The sequence below is a fragment of the Planosporangium mesophilum genome, from assembly GCF_016863255.1.
GTDB lineage: Bacteria > Actinomycetota > Actinomycetes > Mycobacteriales > Micromonosporaceae > Planosporangium > Planosporangium mesophilum.
This window is the reverse complement of sequence record NZ_BOON01000002.1, coordinates 196,320-213,747: the sequence shown is the minus strand read 5'-3', so window position 1 is coordinate 213,747 and position 17,428 is coordinate 196,320. Positions and strand designations below refer to the sequence as shown.

Genomic DNA, 17,428 nt, shown 5'->3' with positions numbered 1-17,428 from the left:
TGCTCGGGTGACATCCGGGTGGATCGCCTACGTCGATGAGTCCATGCGTGTCGGGGCCGGAGCGTACGTGCTCGCCGCGGCCTGCTTGGAGGTGGTGGAGTGCGAGGACGCGCGGCGCACCGTTGCCGGTCTCGCCAAGCCCGGACAGCGGTTTCACTGGCGGCAGTCATCCGTACCGATGCAGCACAAGGCAGTGGGTGTGGTCGCCGGCTTGCCAGCGCTGCACCTGGTTGTGGTCGCCGCGCCGCTGGATCCGCGACGCCAGGAGCGCGGCCGCCGACAATGCCTGCGCCGGCTGCTCTTCGAACTTGAGAACTCCGGGGTCGGCCGAGTCGTGATGGAGGCCCGCGAGCAGCGCCTGAACGCCCGCGACATCCAGGCGGTCGACGCTTTTCGCGCGGCTGGTTTGATCGGTCCGGATATCGTTGTCGAGCACGCCTACCCGGCCGGACCAGCCGGAGAGCCTTTGCTGTGGGTGCCGGACATCGTCGCTGGGGCGATTGGTGGCGAACTGGACCGGGGTGATCCGCTCGCCGGCCAGCTCTCAAGTGTGGTGACCCGCTACTACATCGAGCTGAACTGAGCCGAGAAAGCGCGGAACCGAGGCCCTGAAATCCATCAGGAGTCCCCGGTCCACTTCCAGCCCGTCAGCGGCGGGCGGCTCCGCTTCACTGTAGCAAAATAGCTACAGCAACGGGTCGGCACATTGGCAGGCGGGCGCCGACACGGCATATCCTTCGTCGGCTTCGCAGCGGGCCAAATAGACTCGCAGGGTCGAAGGACATCTCAGATCGAAAAGGGGCACCCGATGGCTGCCATTTCCCGCGAGGAGGTCGCGCACCTGGCGCGTCTCGCGCGGCTCGCCGTGAACGAAACGGAGCTGGACACGTTTGCCGGGCAGCTCGACGTGATCCTCCAGGCCGTGGCGCGGGTGGGCGAGGTGGCTGCCGCGGACATCCCGCCGACCTCGCACTCCGTACCGCTGACGAACATCCTGCGCGACGACGTCGTGAAGCCGGGGCTGACCCGCGACGAGGCGCTGTCCGGCGCGCCGGACGCCGCCGACGGGCGGTTCCGGGTACCGCGGATTCTGGACGAGGAGGCGTGACCGCCGTGAGTGACGTAACCAGGGCGACCGCCGCGGAGCTGGGTCGCATGATCGGCGCGGGCGAGGTCTCCGCCGAGGAGGTCACCCGGGCCCACCTCGACCGCATCGCCGCGGTCGACGGCCAGGTACACGCCTTCCTGCACGTCGACGCCGAGGGTGCGATCGCCGCCGCCCGGGCCGTCGACTCCGCCCGCGCGCGCGGTGAGAAGCTGGGGCCGCTGGCCGGCGTGCCGATCGCGATCAAGGACGTGATCGCCACCAAGGGCGTGCCGACCACGTGCGCTTCCAAGATCCTCGAAGGGTGGCGGCCGCCGTACGACGCCACCATCATGGAGCGGATCAACGCTGCCGGCATGGTGATGCTCGGCAAGACCAACATGGACGAGTTCGCGATGGGCTCGTCGACGGAGTACTCGGCGTACGGCCCGACCCGCAACCCGTGGGACCTCGGCCGCATCCCGGGTGGCTCCGGCGGCGGCTCGGCGGCGGCGGTCGCCGCGTACGAGGCGCCGCTGGCCATCGGTACCGACACCGGTGGCTCGATCCGCCAGCCCGGCGCGGTCACCGGCACCGTCGGGTCCAAGCCGACCTACGGCGGCACCTCCCGGTACGGTCTCGTCGCCTTCTCGTCGTCGCTGGACACCCCCGGCCCGGTGACCCGCACCGTGCTCGACGCGGCGCTGCTGCACGAGGTCATCGGCGGCCACGACCCGCGCGACTCGACGTCGATCCCGGCCCCGCTGCCGGCGATCGTCGAGGCCGCCCGCCTCGGGGCGACCGGTGACCTGAGCGGCGTGCGGATCGGCCTGGTGCGCGAGTTCGCCGGCGAGGGTGCCGAGCCCGGCGTCGCCGCGGCGGTCCGCGAGGCGATCGAGGCGCTGGTCAAGCTGGGCGCCGAGGTCGTCGAGGTCTCCTGCCCGCACTTCGAGTACGCGCTGCCGGCCTACTACCTGATCGCGCCGAGCGAGGCGTCGTCCAACCTGGCCCGCTTCGACGCGGTGCGGTACGGCCTGCGCGTCGGCGACGACGGCCAGCACTCGCTGGAGGAGGTCATGTCGCTGACCCGGGAGGCCGGCTTCGGCCCCGAGGTCAAGCGGCGCATCATGCTCGGCACGTACGCGCTGTCGAGCGGCTACTACGAGGCCTACTACGGCCAGGCGCAGAAGGTCCGCACCCTGATCACGAACGACTTCAAGGCGGCGTTCGAGCAGGTGGACGTGCTGGTGTCACCGACGACGCCGTTCGTGGCGTTCCCGTTCGGCTCGCGTACCTCCGACCCGTACCAGATGTACCTCGCCGACCTGTACACGATCCCGACCAACCTGTACGGCGGCCCGGCGATCTCAGTACCCGCCGGCCTGTCCGAGGGGCTGCCGGTGGGCCTGCAGATCATGGCCCCCACCATGGCCGACGACCGGATGTACCGGGTCGCCGCAGCCCTGGAGACCGTGATCCCGCCGCTGACGCCGCCCGCCCTGTCTGGGAGCAACTCATGACCATCACCGCCCCGCCGGAATTCGAACAGGTCGTCGCCCGCTACGAGCCGGTGATCGGCCTGGAGACCCACGTCGAGCTGGGCACCAACACCAAGATGTTCTGCGGCTGCCCGACCGAGTTCGGCGCCGAGCCGAACACCCAGGTCTGCCCGGTCTGCCTCGGCCTGCCCGGCAGCCTGCCGGTCGCCAACAAGGCGGCGATCGAGGCGACGATCCGCATCGGCCTCGCGCTGAACTGCTCGATCGCGTCGTGGTGCCGGTTCGCCCGGAAGAACTACTTCTACCCGGACATGCCGAAGGACTACCAGATCAGCCAGTACGACGAGCCGCTGTGCGTCGACGGGTACCTGGACGTCGAGGTCGAGGGGCAGACCGTACGGGTCGGGATCGAGCGGGTGCACCTGGAGGAGGACACCGGCAAGACGCTGCACCTCGGCGGCGCCACCGGGCGGATCCACGGCGCGACCGAGTCGCTGGTCGACTACAACCGCGCCGGCATCCCGCTGGTCGAGATCGTCACCAAGCCGGTCGCCGGTACCGGGGCGCTGGCTCCCGAGGTGGCGCGGGCGTACGTGACCGAGCTGCGCGACATCATCCGCTCGCTGGGCGTCTCCGACGTCCGCATGGAGCAGGGCTCGCTGCGCTGCGACGTCAACACCTCGCTCAACCGGCCCGGAGACGACTGGGGCACCCGTACCGAGACCAAGAACGTCAACTCGCTGCGGTCGGTCGAGCGCGCGGTCCGGTCGGAGATGCTGCGCCAGGCGTCGGTACTCGACGCCGGCGGCACGATCACCCAGGAGACCCGGCACTTCCAGGAGGACACCGGCGACACCCGGTCCGGGCGCAGCAAGGAGGAGGCGACCGACTACCGGTACTTCCCCGACCCCGACCTGGTGCCGCTCGCCCCGGACCCGGCCTGGGTGGAGGAGCTGAAGGCCGCCATGCCCGAGCCGCCGCGGGTGCACCGCGAGCGGCTGCGCGAGCAGTGGGGCATCTCCGAGCTCGACATGCAGTCGGTGATCAACGCCGGCGCGGTGGAGCTGATCGAGGCCACCGTCGCGGCAGGCGCGTCGCCGGACGCGGCCCGCAAGTGGTGGCTCGGTGAGCTGGCCCGGCGGGCCAACGAGACCGGCGCGGAGCTGGCAGAGGTGGGGGCCACCCCGGCCCACGTGGCCGAGCTTCAGCGCCTGGTCGACGAGGGCAAGCTGACCGACAAGCTCGCGCGTACCGTCCTCGAGGGCGTCGTCGCGGGCGAGGGCAGCCCGGCCGAGGTCGTCGCGGCCCGCGGCCTGGAGGTCGTCTCCGACACCGGCGCGCTGACCGCCGCCGTCGACGAGGCGATCGCCGCCAACCCGGACGTGGCGCAGAAGGTCCGTGACGGCAAGGTCGCAGCGGCCGGTGCCCTGGTCGGTGCGGTCATGAAGGCCACCCGTGGCCAGGCGGACGCCAAGACGGTGCGGGAGCTGATCCTGTCGCGGCTCGGCGCAGTCTAGGCATTACGTGGATCGTGGACGCTTGGCGGTGCTGTACAGGACCGCCAAGTGTCCACGATCGCGTCAGGAGCTCGGCGACGCCGACGGTGCCGGGGCAGGGCCCTTGTCGTCCTTGATGAGGTGCCGCTGGAGGCTGACCTCGGTCTGACCGGTACCGCCGACGGTGATGTCGTCGTACGCCTGCAGCGTGTGCTGCTTGGTGTCGAAGTACAGCACCGACAGCGCCAGCGGCGTCGGCTCCTTGCCCTCCAGACCGCGCAGGCCGGCCCCGCCGGTCGAGCCCTCGATCATGTGCAGCGTGCGCGCGGCGTCCGGCTTCGTACCGGTGGGGTTGTCCAGCCGGCGGACCTCGCGCTTGTGCAGGTGGCCGGAGAGCACCAACGGGACCCGGCCGGCCAGCGGCGGCGCGGCGGCCGGGTCGTGGACCAGCGCGACGTTCGGCGGGTGCTCCATCTCCAGGATCGAGTTCGCCAACAGCTGCCCGGAGTTGAGCTGGAGCTGGCCCTTGTCCTGGCCGCCGGGGGCGTTGCCGGGCGAGGACTTGTCCGGGGTGAACTCCGGGTCGCCGATGCCGGCGATGGTGAGCCCGTCGACCGTGACCGTACCGCCGTCGAGCACCTTCGCGTTCGGCTGCTTGGCGACGGCGGCCTGGGTACGGGCCGAGTCGTGGTTGCCGCGCACGTACACGTACGGCACCTTCAGCGCCGCGATCGACGACACGTACGAGTCCTCGGGCTCGCTGCCCCAGTCGGTGATGTCGCCGGTGTCGATCACCACGCCGATGTTGAACTGCTTCACGACCGTCTGGACGACCGACCAGGCGGCCGGGTTCAGGTGCATGTCGGAGATGTGCAGCACCCGGATGGTGGAGTTGTCCGGCTCGTACAGCGGCAGGGTGGAGACCGCGCCGTAGAGCTTGCCGACGTTGCCGACCAGCTGCTGCAACTGGGCCCGGTACGCCGTGTACCGGCTGGCGATCTGCCGCGCGTCGCCGACCACGGCCGGCGCGTTCACCAGCAGACCCTCGTACCGCGGCTCCGCGATGGCGCTCGGCCGGAACGTCCCGAGCGACACGAGCGCGGTGCCGGCGAGGATGGCCAGGGCCGCGCCACCGACGGCGGCGACCCGGCGCATCGAGCGGTACAGCAGGGCGGCGAGCAGCATCGCCCCGAGTACGGACACGCCGGCGACCTGGAAGATCAGGCGGACGACGCCGGTACGCAGGTCCTCCACCACCCCGCTGGACGCCTGTGAGAGCGCGTTCGGGTTGGTGACCAGCGCTTTGGTGCGCTGCTCGTCGAGCGCTTCGAGCTGGACCGACAGGTGTGCCGGACCGGAGTGGCTGGACAGGTGCAGCGAACCGAGCGGTGGGATCGCGACGTCCGTACCGCCGTCCACCGCCGGCGTGATCGCCAGCCGCGCGTGGAAAGGCCCGACGTCCGCGTGGACCCGGCCGGCCACGAGCACGGCCAGGACCATGCCGACCGCGGCCACGGCGAGTACGCCCAGCAGCCGGCCGGCGCGCCGGGCGTGGCGGTGCCGCCCGACCCGTACGACCGGAGCAACGCCCCGGCGCAGCGGGGTCAGCCGCTGGTACACGGCCGCGACCCAGCCGCGGTTGAAGATCGCCTCGTACGATGACACGCCGTCTATAGTGCCCGACCGTCAGCTACGGTCGGCCCCTCCCGCTCCGGAGATGACAACCCGGATGATCCGGTCGTCATCGGGCTTGGGGTTGCCGCGGCCGTCCCGGTTGGACGTGGAGACCCACAGCGAGCCGTCCGGGGCCAGGGTCGCGGCGCGCAGCCGGCCGTACGCCCCGACCAGCAGCGGGGTGGGGGCGCCGAACAGCGCGCCGGTCGAGGTGAGCTGGGTCAGCCACAGCCGCTGGCCCTTCAGGCAGGCGGCCGCCAGTACCCTTCCGGCCACGACGGCCGCCCCGGAGCAGGACGCGTCGGACGGCTTCCACTGCACGATGGGGTCGACGAAGCGGGGATCGCCCGCCGCGCCCTCCACCGTCGGCCAGCCGTAGTTCTTGCCGGCCTCGATGACGTTGATCTCGTCCCAGGTGTCCTGGCCGTACTCCGTGGCGTACAGGCGCTTGCCCGCGTCCCACGCCAGCCCCTGGACGTTGCGGTGCCCGTACGAGTAGACCAGGTTGTTGAACGGGTTTCCCGGTGCCGGCTTGCCGTCGGCGGTCATCCGCAGGATCTTCCCGCCGAGGCTGTTCGGGTCCTGCGCGCTCGGGCGCTGGCCGGCGTCGCCGGTGGCGGCGTAGAGGAACCCGTCGGGGCCGAACGCGATCCGGCCGCCGTTGTGGACGCCCGCCCGGGGAATGCCGGTGACGATCGGCTCGGGCTTGCCGCCGAGGGTCAGCTTGGCGATGCGGTTGTCGGTCGCGGTCGTGTAGTACACGAAGATCGTCTTGTCCGTGGCGTAGGCGGGGGAGACCGCGAGGCCCATCAGCCCGCCCTCCCCGGCGGGGACCACGTCGTCGATGGTCTGGACCGGGGAGACCGTGAGGCCGTCCGTGCCGCCGTCCGGGCCGACCTTGAGGATCCGCCTGCTGGTGCGCTCGGTGACCAGCGCTGCCCCGTCGGGCAGGAATCCGATCTCCCACGGCACGTCGAGGTGCTTGGCGAGGACCGTGGTCACGACGCTCATCTCGCCCTGCCCGGAGCTGGCCGAGGACGAGGGGGCCGGCAGCTTCGGCGGCGAGCCGGCCTGGTCGGGCGGGGGCGGCCCGAACGAGCAGCCCGTGACGACGAGGCTCGCGGCCAGGGCACCGACCATCGCGCGTAGGGCGACCGTGGCTCGTGGCCGCCGGTTGTGCGGCGCTCGGCGCCCTCGCCGCCGGTTGCCGGCAACGGCGCGCGCGGGGGCGGGGGCGATCACGACGTCCAGCCTAACCGCCGGAGCAAACCCTCCGGCCGGACGCGGAGATCGGTGAGGATCCGTCGGCCGATACGGTCTCCTCGTGAAGGTGTGGATTCCCCATGAGATCGGTCCGTCGCTGATCGGTGAGCTACCCCCGGGTACGACCCTCGAGGTGTTCACCGGTGACGGGCAGGGCGTGCCGTCCGACCCGGAGACCGTCGAGTTCTGGTCGCCGCCGTTCCTGTCGACCGGTGACACGTCCGGCCTGCTCGAGCGGATGCCCCGGCTGCGCGTGGTGCAGCTGCTCTCCGCGGGCGCGGACGCCTGGGTTGGCCTGGTGCCGGCCGACGTCACCCTCTGCGACGCGCGCGGCGTTCACGACTCGTCCACCTCGGAGTGGGTGGTCGGGGCGACGCTGGCGTACCTGCGGAACCTCCCGGCGTTCGTCCGCGCCCAGGAACGGCACGAGTGGGCGTACGGCCCGACCGACGAGCTGGCCGGCAAGCGCGTACTGATCGTGGGAGCCGGCTCGATCGGCGCGGCGATCACCCGCCGGTTGGAGCCGTTCGAGGTGTCGCTGACCCTGGTGGCCCGGAGCGCCCGGCCGGGGGTACACGGCGTCGAGGAACTGCCCCGACTGCTGCCGCACGCCGACGTGGTCATCCTGGTAGTGCCACTGACCCCGGCGACCACCGGCCTGGTCGACGCCGCGTTCCTGGCCGCGATGCCGGAGGGCGCCCTGCTGGTCAACGCCGCCCGCGGCCCGGTGGTCAACACCGAGGCGCTCACCGCCGAGCTGGCGACCGGGCGGATCTCCGCCGCCGCCGACGTGACCGACCCCGAACCGCTGCCGGCCGGTCATCCGCTCTGGGACATGCCGAACTTCCTGCTCACGCCCCACGTCGGGGGATCGGTCCGCGGGCTGCTGCCCCGGGCGTACCGGCTCGTGGGCGAGCAGCTCCGGCGGATGGCCGCCGGACAGGAGTTGGAGAACGTGGTGACCAACGGCTACTGAGCCGTGTCGTTACCCGGATCCTTCGCGGCCGCAGTCTTCACGGCGGCTGTGTCGGCGAAGGTCGCCAGCTCGGCGGCCCCGACCGCGGGCAGCCTGACCTGCCTGCCGGTGGTCAGGACCGCGTAGGTCCGCCTGCGGTCCGCGGGCACCAGCGCGGTGATGTGCGACCACGGTACGAGCCGCGAGCCGAACAGGGCGCGGATGCGCAGCCCCGCCGACTCGACGTCGGTGCCGGCCCGCCAGCCCCACACCCCGACGAGGATCGGTACCAGGGCGATCGGCAGCAGGTACGCGCGCGAGGTGGCAAGGGGTACGGCGCCGAAGAACGCGACGACGGCGGCGACTGTGATCGCGGCGTTGTGCCGGAACTTTTTGAGGCGCACACGCGCATCGTCCCACCCGTACGCCAAGGGCATTCACGCCAGGGGCCGAACTTGTCGGACCCGGACGATGTCGGGTCTGGCAAACCCGGTCGAGGACGGCGCAAATCCGCGTGTTGCCGTCGATGGCGGGCGGCTGACAAGGTATCGAGAGTGAGCAGCGGAGAAAGCTGGACACGCGGCGCCGACCCGGCCACCCCGGAGCAGCGTGGCGGAGACGAGCGGCCGTCCGGCGAGCAGGCGGCCGACGATCGCTCGATCCCGCCGCACGCCTCGACCGATGATTCGAGCCCTCGGCGGGCCCGTTCCCGCTGGTCGAGGCTGAGCCGTACCGCCCTGCGCGAGGAGACCGCGCCACTGGCCGAGGAACTCGAGGACGAGGCGTACTGGTCCTACCTGCGCGGCGACCTGGACCGGCCTTCGGTGGACGACGGCCAGGGGCGGCGAACCGTCTCGTCCGGACAGCGCACTCCGTCGGCGAGGCAGCGTACGGACCTGCCGCACCAGCCTTCGACGACGCCCGATCGCGAACGGCCCGCAGTGCCGGAGCGGCCGCGCTTGGAGGCGAGGCCGCAGGCGCGGCGCTTTGAGGCGCCGGAGCTGGACGGCTTGAAGGCGCCGGAGCCGGACCGTCCCGGCGCGCCGGAGCCGGACCGTCCCGGCGCGCCGGAGTCGGACGGCTCGAAGGCGCCGGAGCCGTCGGTCCGGCACCGCCGCGCCGACGGCCGACCGGCGGTGCAGTCCCGTTCGGCCTGGCCGACCCGTGGGCGCGCCAGGCCGACGAGTGGGAGCCCCGGGTCGGCCCAGCCGATAACCGCGCCCGAGCCGGCCGCGGCAGCGTCGGTCACGCCCGAGCCGGCCCAGGCAGCGTCGGTCACGCCCGAGCCGGCCCAGGCGGCGTCGGCGGCGCCCGAACCGGCCGCGGCAAAAACGAAGACCCGGGTTGAGGCGAAGATCCGGACCTGGATGACCCGGACGGACCGGGTCGGGACCACCCCGACGGACCGGGTCGAGCCGGCAGCGCCGGCCCGGCTGGCGCCCCCTGCGGAGCAGGTCACCGTGTCGGAGCGGACCAGCGTGCCGGACAGGGACACTGCGCCCGACCGGCCCGGTGTGCCGGACCAGGGACCGGAGCCGGAACGCACCACGCCTCCGCGTCGCCGTGCCGACAGCGTGGCTGACACGGCCTCCGGGCCTCGGCCCGTCCTCGACCTGCCCGGCCCGCCGCTGTGGCAGCGCCTGACCGGGTCGGGCCGCCGCGAGCGCGTACTCCCCGGGATCGCCCGACCGGTCGCCCTGACGGCTGGCCCGGCGCTCGGGTGGCTCGCGGTCATGGCGTACGGCATGGTCCGGTTCGACCTGCTCTGGGGCCTGGCCGCGCTGGCGGCGGGCGTGGGCGCGCTCGCCCTGGGCCTGCGTGGCCGAGCGGTGATCGGGCTGCTGCCGGTACTGGTCGGAGCGGTGGCCTGGGGCCTGGCCACCGGTAGCCAGGCGCCGGGCCCGCACTCCGATCCCGCCGGCCTGGCGCGGCTGATCGGGTGGAACGTGCTCTACGCCGTGCCGCTGCTGATCACGTACCAGCTCACTGCCGGGTTGGAGTCCGCCGTGTCTGCCCGGGACCGCGGCCGCGCCGCGCTGAGCGGCCGGCGCTGGTGGGGTGCCGTCGACGTACCCGACGCGGAGCCGAACATCACCGCGCTGGAGGCCGTCCCGTCGGCGCGCTTCTTCCAACTCGACGGCGGCTCGTGCCCGCACCTGGTCACCGCAGGGCGGCGGGCGGCGCTGATCCGCTCGACCGTCTGGCCGCGCGGCACCTACACGGCCACCGCGGCGGGCGAGGTGCAGCGCAACGGCCGGGCCTTCCTACCCGGCCGGGAGGACGTCAACGGGATGGTCGTCGCCGTCCGTACCTGGGCCGAGCGCCTTCAGCCCGCCGCACGCGACGTCGCCGGCTTCCTCGTCGTCCACCCCGCCAGCGTCCGGATCGGCGACAGGGTGGCGCTCGACCTTCCGGAGACCGGCGGGGTAAGGCTGGTCAACGCCGACGAGTTCGCGGCGGTGGTGGGGGAGTTCCTGGCCGCCGAGCCGTACCGGCTGGACGTCCTCCTGGCCGAACGGCTCGACAGGCACCTGCCCGTCTTCGAGCCGACGGAGGGCTGAGCCGACCGCACCCGCCGTACCACGGGACCGTGGCACGGCGGGTGCGGTCGCGTCAGTCGGGTATCCGGCGGTACGCGCCGTCGCTGGCGCTGGTCGCCATCGACGCGTACGCCCGGAGCGCCGCCGACACCGGACGCTGGCGGTCGGTCGGGGTGTACGGGCGGTCGCGCTTGTCCTGCGCGATCCGGCGGGCCTCCAGCACGTCGTCGGCCACGTCGAGCACCAGCGACCGGGCTGGGATGTCGATGGCGATCTCGTCGCCGTCCTCCACCAGGGCGATCAGACCACCGCTGGCCGCCTCGGGGGAGATGTGCCCGATGGAGAGCCCGGAGGTGCCGCCGGAGAACCGGCCGTCGGTGATCAGCGCACAGGCCCGACCCAGGCCCCGGCCCTTGAGAAACGAGGTCGGGTAGAGCATCTCCTGCATGCCGGGGCCGCCGCGCGGGCCCTCGTACCGGATGACCACGACGTCGCCGGGCTTGATGTCCCCGCGCAGGATGCCGCTGACAGCGTCGTCCTGGGACTCGAAGACCCGGGCCGGGCCGCGGAAGGTAAGGCAGTCGGCCGGTACCCCGGCGGTCTTGACCACGCAGCCGTCGGGCGCCAGGTTCCCGAAGAGGATCGCCAGGCCGCCGTCGGCGGAGTACGCGTGCTCGGCGTCGCGGATGCAGCCCTCGGCGGCGTCGGTGTCAAGGCTCGACCAGCGGTTCTCCGTCGAGAACGGCTCGGTGGTGCGCACCCCGCCGGGCGCGGCGTGGAACAGCTCGACCGCCTCCGGGATCGCGGCGCCACTGCGCACGTCCCAGTCCGACAGCCAGGACTCCAGGGTCGGCGCGTGCACCGCGTGGACGTCCTTGTGCAGCAGGCCGGCCCGGTTGAGCTCGCCCAGGATGGCAGGGATGCCACCGGCGCGGTGCACGTCCTCCATGTGGTACTGGGGCGTGTTGGGCGCGACCTTGCACAGGCACGGAACCCGGCGGGAGACGGCGTCGACGCCGGCGACCGAGAAGTCGAGGTCGGCCTCGCGGGCGGCGGCGAGCAGGTGCAGCACCGTGTTGGTGGAGCCGCCCATGGCGACGTCGAGGGCCATCGCGTTCTCGAACGCCTCGCGCGACGCGATCGCCCGGGGCAGGACGCTGGAGTCGTCGTCGCGGTAGTAGCGGTTGGCCAGGTCCACCACGATCCGGCCGGCGTCGAGGAAGAGCTGGCGCCGGGCCGCGTGGGTGGCGAGGGTCGAACCGTTGCCGGGCAGCGCCAGGCCCATCGCCTCGGTGAGGCAGTTCATGGAGTTGGCCGTGAACATGCCGGAGCAGGAGCCGCAGGTCGGGCAGGCGGAGCGCTCGATCTCACCGAGCTGGTCGTCGCTGACCGCTTCGTTCGCGGAGGCGATCATCGCGTCGATCAGGTCGATCTTGGAGTGGACGATGCCCTCGATCGCGACCGTCTTGCCGGCCTCCATGGGGCCGCCGGAGACGAAGACCGTGGGGATGTTCAGGCGCAGCGCCGCCATCAGCATCCCCGGCGTGATCTTGTCGCAGTTGGAGATGCAGACCAGGGCGTCCGCGCAGTGCGCGTTGACCATGTACTCGACGGAGTCCGCGATCAACTCACGGCTGGGCAGCGAGTACAGCATGCCGCCGTGGCCCATCGCGATGCCGTCGTCGACGGCGATCGTGTTGAACTCCTTGGCCACGCCGCCCGCCTCGGCGACCGCCCCCGCGACGAGCTGCCCGAGATCCTTGAGGTGTACATGCCCCGGTACGAACTGGGTGAAGCTGTTGGCGATGGCGACGATCGGCTTGCCGAAGTCGCTTTCGGTCATCCCGGTGGCGCGCCAGAGGGCGCGCGCACCGGCCATGTTTCGACCGTGGGTGGATGTCTTCGACCTCAGTTCGGGCATGCGCCCAGTCTGGCACCGGTATCGCCGAACCGGGAGGCCTCCGCCGATGGAGTCCACGAGGCGGGACGTGGCGCATCCGCCATTCCGGCGAGCCGGCATCGGTGAAATGACCGATGCGGGTACGACGAATGGGCGACTACGGCTAGGACGGGGTCGCCTGCCTGGGGCACAGTGGAGTTCGTGCCTGTCGTCCACGGTCTCGTACCGGCTGCGGCGTCCGTTGCCGTCGCGGCCGTGCTGTGTGCGATCGTCCTGCTCAGGGCGGCACGTCGGTCGAAGGGGAGCGATACCCGGCCGGCGGGTGACGGCGGCCGCCGCGGTTACCTGACGATGGCGGCCGCGCTACCCGTGGGTGCACTCGCCCTGGGCGGTGCCGCGCTCGACGCGGTCACCACCGGCGCCCCGCCGCTCCGGCTCGGCGCGGCGGTAGCGGTCGGCTCGGCGCTGTCGATCCTGCTGATCCTGGGCGGGCTGCTCGGGGTGCTCGGCGCCGCGGACAGCGGCCGTGGCCTGTTGCGGCACATCCTGGACGGGCTGGTGATCGCGGCCAGCGTGTTCTACGCCGGCTGGACCCTGGTGATCGAGCCGCTGCACCGACACTACGTCGGCAACCCCATCCCGCTGCGGTTGCACGCCTCCTGCGTGGTGGCGGCGGGCCCCATCCTGGTCGGCGCTGTCGCACTGGGGGTGTTCGTGGCGGTGGCGCTCCAGTCGCCCGCGGTCCGGGGGCAGTGCCTCGCCGCCGCCGTCACGTGCCTGTCCGCGTCCGCGCTGCCCACCGCGGTCCTCTTCCACCACCCGGCGTTGACCGTGGTCTCGGCGGCAGGGTACGCGCTGGGCGGGCTGGTGCTGGCCGTGGTCGCCGCCGCGGCGCCACGCCGGTCGCGTCACCCGGCCGAGCCGTACCGCGACGGCCTGGCGGTCTCCCTCGGTCTGGTCGGCCTAGCCGCCGTGGCCTGCGTGGTCCACCTGCTGTTCCTCGACGGCACGATCGACCAGATCAGCGTCGCCACCGCCGTGGTCATCGGCGGGGCGCTCGCCGCGCAGCAGGCCCTGGCCAGGATGGACCTGCGCGGCACCACCGAGCGGCTGGCGAACAGCGAGGCGCACTTCCGGCTGATGGCACACACCGACCCGTTGACCGGGCTGGCCAACCGCCGGCAGTTGCTCGCCACGCTGCAGGATGAGGCCGTGGGCGGCCCGCCCTGCGTGCTCCTCTCGGTCGATCTCGACGGGTTCAAGAACATCAACGACACCCGCGGCCACGACGTCGGCGACGCGGTACTGGTCGAGGTGGCCACCCGGCTGCGTACCAACGTGCGCCCCGGCGACCTCGCCGTACGGGTGGGCGGCGACGAGTTCGCCGTGCTGATGTGGGCGCCCCCGAGCGAGGCGACGGCGGTCGCGGAGCGGCTGCTCGCAGTGCTGTGCCGCCCGTACGAGGTGGAGGGCGGCCTGGTGTTCCTGTCCGCCAGCGTCGGCCTGGCCGGCTGCGCGACCGCCGACTCGATCGAGGGCCTCGTGCGCAACGCCGACGTGGCGCTGCGCTTCGCCAAGCAGCGCGGCAAGCAGCGCGTCGAGCAGTACGACCTGGCGTACGACCAGTGGCTGCACCGCCGTACCGACCTCGAGCACGAACTGCGCGGCGCCGTCGACCGCGGCGAGCTGATGCTGGTGTACCAGCCGATCGTGCGCCTGCCCGAGGGCCGGGTGACCGGCGTGGAGGCGCTGCTGCGCTGGCACCACCCGCGGCTGGGTACGGTGCCGCCCGACGAGTTCATCCCGCTGGCCGAGGAGGCCGGGCTGATCAACCGGCTGGGCGCGTTCGTCCTGCACGAGGCGTGTCATCAGCTCTCCCGGTGGATCGTCGACGGCCACGACGTCCACGTCGCGGTCAACGTGTCACCCCGCGAACTGCACGACCCCGAGTACGCCCGGCGGGTGGCCGACGTGCTGCACGGACACCGGGTACCGCCGGAGCGGCTGGTGATCGAGGTCACTGAGCACGCCGTGGCGCAGGACGTGCAGCAGCTCGTCGACCGCCTCACCGCGCTGCGCGCCGCCGGCGTGCGGGTGGCGCTCGACGACTTCGGCTCCGGGTACTCGTCGCTGGGACAGCTGCGCACGCTCCCGGTCGACATCCTCAAGATCGACCGGACACTCGTCGCCCCGATCGGTACCGGCTCGGCGCGCTTCGCCCCGCCGCTGGCGGACGTGGTGGTCCAGCTCGGCAACCGGCTCGGGCTCGACGTGGTCGCGGAGGGGATCACCGAGGTGGGCCAGCACCGGGTACTGGAGGAGGCGGGCTGCCGGTACGCCCAGGGTGACCTGTTCGGCCGGCCCATGCCGGCGGAGCGGGTGGAGGCGCTGTTCCGGGCCGTCGAGGCGCCGCCACGAGAGCGCGACACCGAGCTGGACGAGTCGGCCAAGGTCCAAAACGTGGGATCGGTTGACTCAGGGCGTGAGATGGGGCAGAGTTAGCGCCATGTCGACCGGGTCTCGCCGAGTACTTATCACCTAGCGCGCCGACCTGTCTCGAGCGCGCTAGCCCCCGTGCCCCCCGCACGTGGGCTTTTTTAATGCCCGGCTTTCCCCCCGTACCCGCCGAGCCCGACCCGCTTAACCGAAGGCGATCCGATGAGCAGACCAACGCCAGAAGTCCTCGCCCACCGACCTTCCGCGCCGGCCGCCGCCCCCGTACCGACCTCTCCCGTGGTGCAGATCACGGAGGGGCCGATGAGCGGTGCCAGCGCACTCGTCCGTTCGCTCGAGGAACTCGGCGTAGACGTGGTCTTCGGTATCCCGGGCGGCGCGATCCTGCCGGCGTACGACCCGCTGTTCGACTCGCAGAAGGTCCGCCACATCCTGGTCCGCCACGAGCAGGGCGCCGGGCACGCGGCGACGGGGTACGCGCAGGCCACCGGGCGGGTCGGGGTGTGCATGGCCACCTCGGGGCCGGGCGCGACGAACCTCGTGACGCCGATCGCGGACGCGTACATGGACTCGGTGCCGATGGTGGCGATCACCGGGCAGGTGGCGAAGAGCTCGATCGGCACGGACGCTTTCCAGGAAGCCGACATCCAGGGCATCACGCTGCCGATCACCAAGCACAACTACCTGGTCCAGTCCGGCGAGGAGCTGCCGCGCATCCTGGCCGAGGCGTTCCACCTCGCCAGCACCGGCCGCCCCGGCCCGGTGCTGGTGGACATCCCCAAGGACGTGCTGGTGGGGCAGACGACCTTCAGCTGGCCGCCCACCCTGGAGCTGCCCGGGTACCACCCGACGCTGCACCCGCACGGCAAGCAGATCCGGGAGGCGGCGCGCATGCTCGCGTCGGCCAAGCGCCCGGTGCTCTACGTGGGCGGCGGCGTGCTCAAGGCGGGTGCGTCGGCCAGCCTGCGCAAGCTCGCCGAGCTGACCGGTGTGCCGGTGGTCACCACGCTGATGGCCCGCGGCGCGTTCCCCGACTCGCACCCGCAGCACGTGGGCATGCCCGGCATGCACGGCACGGTCTCGGCCGTGTACTCGCTGCAGCGCGCCGACCTGATCGTGGCGTTGGGCGCCCGCTTCGACGACCGGGTCACCGGCAAGCTCGACTCGTTCGCGCCGAACGCGGCGATCGTCCACGCCGACATCGACCCGGCCGAGATCGGCAAGAACCGGGTCGCCGACGTGCCGATCGTCGGTGACGCGCGGTACGTCATCGACGAGCTGATCACCGCGGTCGGTGCCGAGTACGCCGCCGGCCACAAGGCCGACATCGGCGACTGGTGGAGCCAGCTCAACGACCTTCGCGAGCGGTACCCGCTGGGTTGGGAGGAGCCGGCCGACGGCACGCTCGCGCCGCAGCAGGTGATCCAGCGGCTGGGCCAGATCGCCGGGCCGGACGCGATCTACGTCGCCGGCGTCGGCCAGCACCAGATGTGGGCCGCGCAGTTCATCAGCTACGAGAACCCGGCCACCTGGCTCAACTCCGGCGGCCTCGGCACCATGGGCTACGCCGTTCCGGCCGCCATGGGCGCGAAGGCCGGCGCCCCGGACAAGATGGTCTGGGCCATCGACGGCGACGGTTGCTTCCAGATGACCAACCAGGAGTTGGCCACCTGCGCACTGGAAGGCATCCCGATCAAGGTGGCCGTGATCAACAACGGCAACCTCGGCATGGTCCGGCAGTGGCAGACGCTCTTCTACGACGAGCGCTACTCCAACACCGATCTCGGTACCCACAAGCACCGCATCCCCGACTTCGTGAAGCTGGCCGAGGCGCTCGGCTGCGTCGGGCTGCGCTGCGAGACCGCCGCCGATCTCGACAACACCATCGCCGCGGCGATGGCCGTCACCGACCAGCCCGTGGTCATCGACTTCGTCGTCGGCAAGGACGCGATGGTGTGGCCGATGGTCGCGGCCGGTACCGGCAACGACGAGATCATGTTCGCCCGCGGCGTGCGGCCGCACTTCGACGAGGACGACATCTGACATGACGACGCATACTCTTTCGGTCCTCGTCGAGAACAAGCCCGGCGTGCTGGCCCGGGTCTCCGGGCTGTTCTCGCGGCGCGGATTCAACATCGACTCGCTCGCCGTGGGGGAGACCGAGCACCCGGAGGTGTCGCGGATCACGATCGTGGTCAACGCCGATGCGTCCCCGCTCGAGCAGGTCACCAAGCAGCTCAACAAGCTGGTCAACGTACTGAAGATCGTTGAGCTGGAGCACAATGCGTCCGTGCAGCGCGAGTTGCTGCTCATCAAGGTGCGGGCCGACCGGCCCGTCCGGTCACAGGTGCTCGAGACCGTACAACTGTTCCGCGCGCGGGTGGTCGACGTGGCCCCCGACGCGCTGACGATTGAAGCCACCGGCACGGCGGAGAAGCTGGACGCGTTGATCCGCGATCTGGAGCCGTACGGGATCAAGGAGATGGTGCAGTCCGGCATGGTCGCGATCGGCCGCGGTTCGCGGTCGATCACCATGGGACCATCGCTGCGGGCCGCTAGTTGA

At 71.9% G+C, this 17,428-nt stretch carries 13 protein-coding genes; 9 read left to right on the top strand and 4 right to left on the bottom strand.

Annotated features, from left to right (window positions below):
- Window positions 1-7: 7 nt before the first annotated feature.
- The 4 genes from Pme01_RS01710 (at window position 8) to gatB (ending at window position 4,100) form a co-directional block, all read left to right on the top strand.
- Complete coding sequence (locus Pme01_RS01710; RefSeq protein ID WP_168112998.1) at window positions 8-583, top strand: hypothetical protein; 576 nt, start codon at window positions 8-10, stop codon at window positions 581-583.
- Window positions 584-808: 225 nt separating this feature from the next.
- A complete protein-coding gene (gene gatC / locus Pme01_RS01705; protein ID WP_168112999.1) occupies window positions 809-1,108 on the top strand; it encodes an Asp-tRNA(Asn)/Glu-tRNA(Gln) amidotransferase subunit GatC in 300 nt (99 codons plus the stop codon).
- A gap of 47 nt (window positions 1,109-1,155) precedes the next feature.
- Window positions 1,156-2,604 carry an Asp-tRNA(Asn)/Glu-tRNA(Gln) amidotransferase subunit GatA gene (gene gatA / locus Pme01_RS01700; protein WP_205863715.1) on the top strand — a complete coding sequence of 483 codons (1,449 nt, stop codon included), beginning with the start codon at window positions 1,156-1,158 and terminating at the stop codon, window positions 2,602-2,604.
- Window positions 2,601-4,100 carry an Asp-tRNA(Asn)/Glu-tRNA(Gln) amidotransferase subunit GatB gene (gene gatB / locus Pme01_RS01695; RefSeq protein ID WP_168113001.1) on the top strand — a complete coding sequence of 500 codons (1,500 nt, stop codon included), beginning with the start codon at window positions 2,601-2,603 and terminating at the stop codon, window positions 4,098-4,100. Before gatA ends, gatB begins: the two co-directional genes overlap by 4 nt.
- A gap of 63 nt (window positions 4,101-4,163) precedes the next feature.
- On the opposite strand, the gene Pme01_RS01690 is transcribed toward gatB, so the two are convergent.
- Window positions 4,164-5,744 carry a metallophosphoesterase family protein gene (locus Pme01_RS01690; protein ID WP_168113002.1) on the bottom strand — a complete coding sequence of 527 codons (1,581 nt, stop codon included), beginning with the start codon at window positions 5,742-5,744 and terminating at the stop codon, window positions 4,164-4,166.
- Window positions 5,745-5,765: 21 nt separating this feature from the next.
- Window positions 5,766-6,893 carry a PQQ-dependent sugar dehydrogenase gene (locus tag Pme01_RS01685; RefSeq protein WP_168113415.1) on the bottom strand — a complete coding sequence of 376 codons (1,128 nt, stop codon included), beginning with the start codon at window positions 6,891-6,893 and terminating at the stop codon, window positions 5,766-5,768.
- Window positions 6,894-7,077: 184 nt separating this feature from the next.
- Between Pme01_RS01685 and Pme01_RS01680 the strand changes: the two genes are divergently transcribed.
- On the top strand, window positions 7,078-7,992 hold the full coding sequence (locus Pme01_RS01680) for a 2-hydroxyacid dehydrogenase (protein ID WP_168113003.1): 915 nt from the start codon (window positions 7,078-7,080) through the stop codon (window positions 7,990-7,992).
- Here Pme01_RS01680 and Pme01_RS01675 read toward each other — a convergent pair.
- Window positions 7,986-8,375: a PH domain-containing protein gene (locus tag Pme01_RS01675; RefSeq protein ID WP_168113004.1), complete on the bottom strand. Its 390-nt coding sequence runs from the start codon at window positions 8,373-8,375 to the stop codon at window positions 7,986-7,988. The two genes, Pme01_RS01680 and Pme01_RS01675, sit on opposite strands and share 7 nt — an antisense overlap.
- 150 nt (window positions 8,376-8,525) lie before the next feature.
- Here Pme01_RS01675 and Pme01_RS01670 point away from each other — a divergent pair, with 150 nt between their 5' ends.
- Complete coding sequence (locus Pme01_RS01670) at window positions 8,526-10,532, top strand: hypothetical protein (protein WP_168113005.1); 2,007 nt, start codon at window positions 8,526-8,528, stop codon at window positions 10,530-10,532.
- A 52-nt stretch (window positions 10,533-10,584) separates the two neighbouring features.
- Here Pme01_RS01670 and ilvD read toward each other — a convergent pair whose 3' ends face one another.
- Window positions 10,585-12,432: a dihydroxy-acid dehydratase gene (gene ilvD / locus Pme01_RS01665; protein ID WP_168113006.1), complete on the bottom strand. Its 1,848-nt coding sequence runs from the start codon at window positions 12,430-12,432 to the stop codon at window positions 10,585-10,587.
- A gap of 180 nt (window positions 12,433-12,612) precedes the next feature.
- Between ilvD and Pme01_RS01660 the strand changes: the two genes are divergently transcribed.
- The 3 genes from Pme01_RS01660 to ilvN all read left to right on the top strand — a co-directional run bounded on the left by Pme01_RS01660 (window position 12,613) and on the right by ilvN (window position 17,428).
- A complete protein-coding gene (locus Pme01_RS01660; protein ID WP_168113007.1) occupies window positions 12,613-14,913 on the top strand; it encodes a putative bifunctional diguanylate cyclase/phosphodiesterase in 2,301 nt (766 codons plus the stop codon).
- A 156-nt stretch (window positions 14,914-15,069) separates the two neighbouring features.
- Window positions 15,070-16,908, top strand: coding sequence for an acetolactate synthase large subunit (locus Pme01_RS01655; protein WP_168113008.1), 1,839 nt, complete (start codon window positions 15,070-15,072; stop codon window positions 16,906-16,908).
- Between the two features lies 1 nt (window position 16,909).
- Window positions 16,910-17,428: an acetolactate synthase small subunit gene (gene ilvN / locus Pme01_RS01650; RefSeq protein ID WP_168113009.1), complete on the top strand. Its 519-nt coding sequence runs from the start codon at window positions 16,910-16,912 to the stop codon at window positions 17,426-17,428.

Bases quoted from the DNA above. Each gene is read 5' to 3' on its own strand.
- gatC (WP_168112999.1), top strand. From the start codon at position 809: ATGGCTGCCATTTCCCGCGAGGAGGTCGCGCACCTGGCGCGTCTCGCG.
- gatA (WP_205863715.1), top strand. From the start codon at position 1,156: ATGATCGGCGCGGGCGAGGTCTCCGCCGAGGAGGTCACCCGGGCCCAC.
- gatB (WP_168113001.1), top strand. From the start codon at position 2,601: ATGACCATCACCGCCCCGCCGGAATTCGAACAGGTCGTCGCCCGCTAC.
- Pme01_RS01685 (WP_168113415.1), bottom strand. From the start codon at position 6,893: ATGGTCGGTGCCCTGGCCGCGAGCCTCGTCGTCACGGGCTGCTCGTTC.
- ilvD (WP_168113006.1), bottom strand. From the start codon at position 12,432: ATGCCCGAACTGAGGTCGAAGACATCCACCCACGGTCGAAACATGGCC.
- Pme01_RS01655 (WP_168113008.1), top strand. From the start codon at position 15,070: ATGAGCAGACCAACGCCAGAAGTCCTCGCCCACCGACCTTCCGCGCCG.
- ilvN (WP_168113009.1), top strand. From the start codon at position 16,910: ATGACGACGCATACTCTTTCGGTCCTCGTCGAGAACAAGCCCGGCGTG.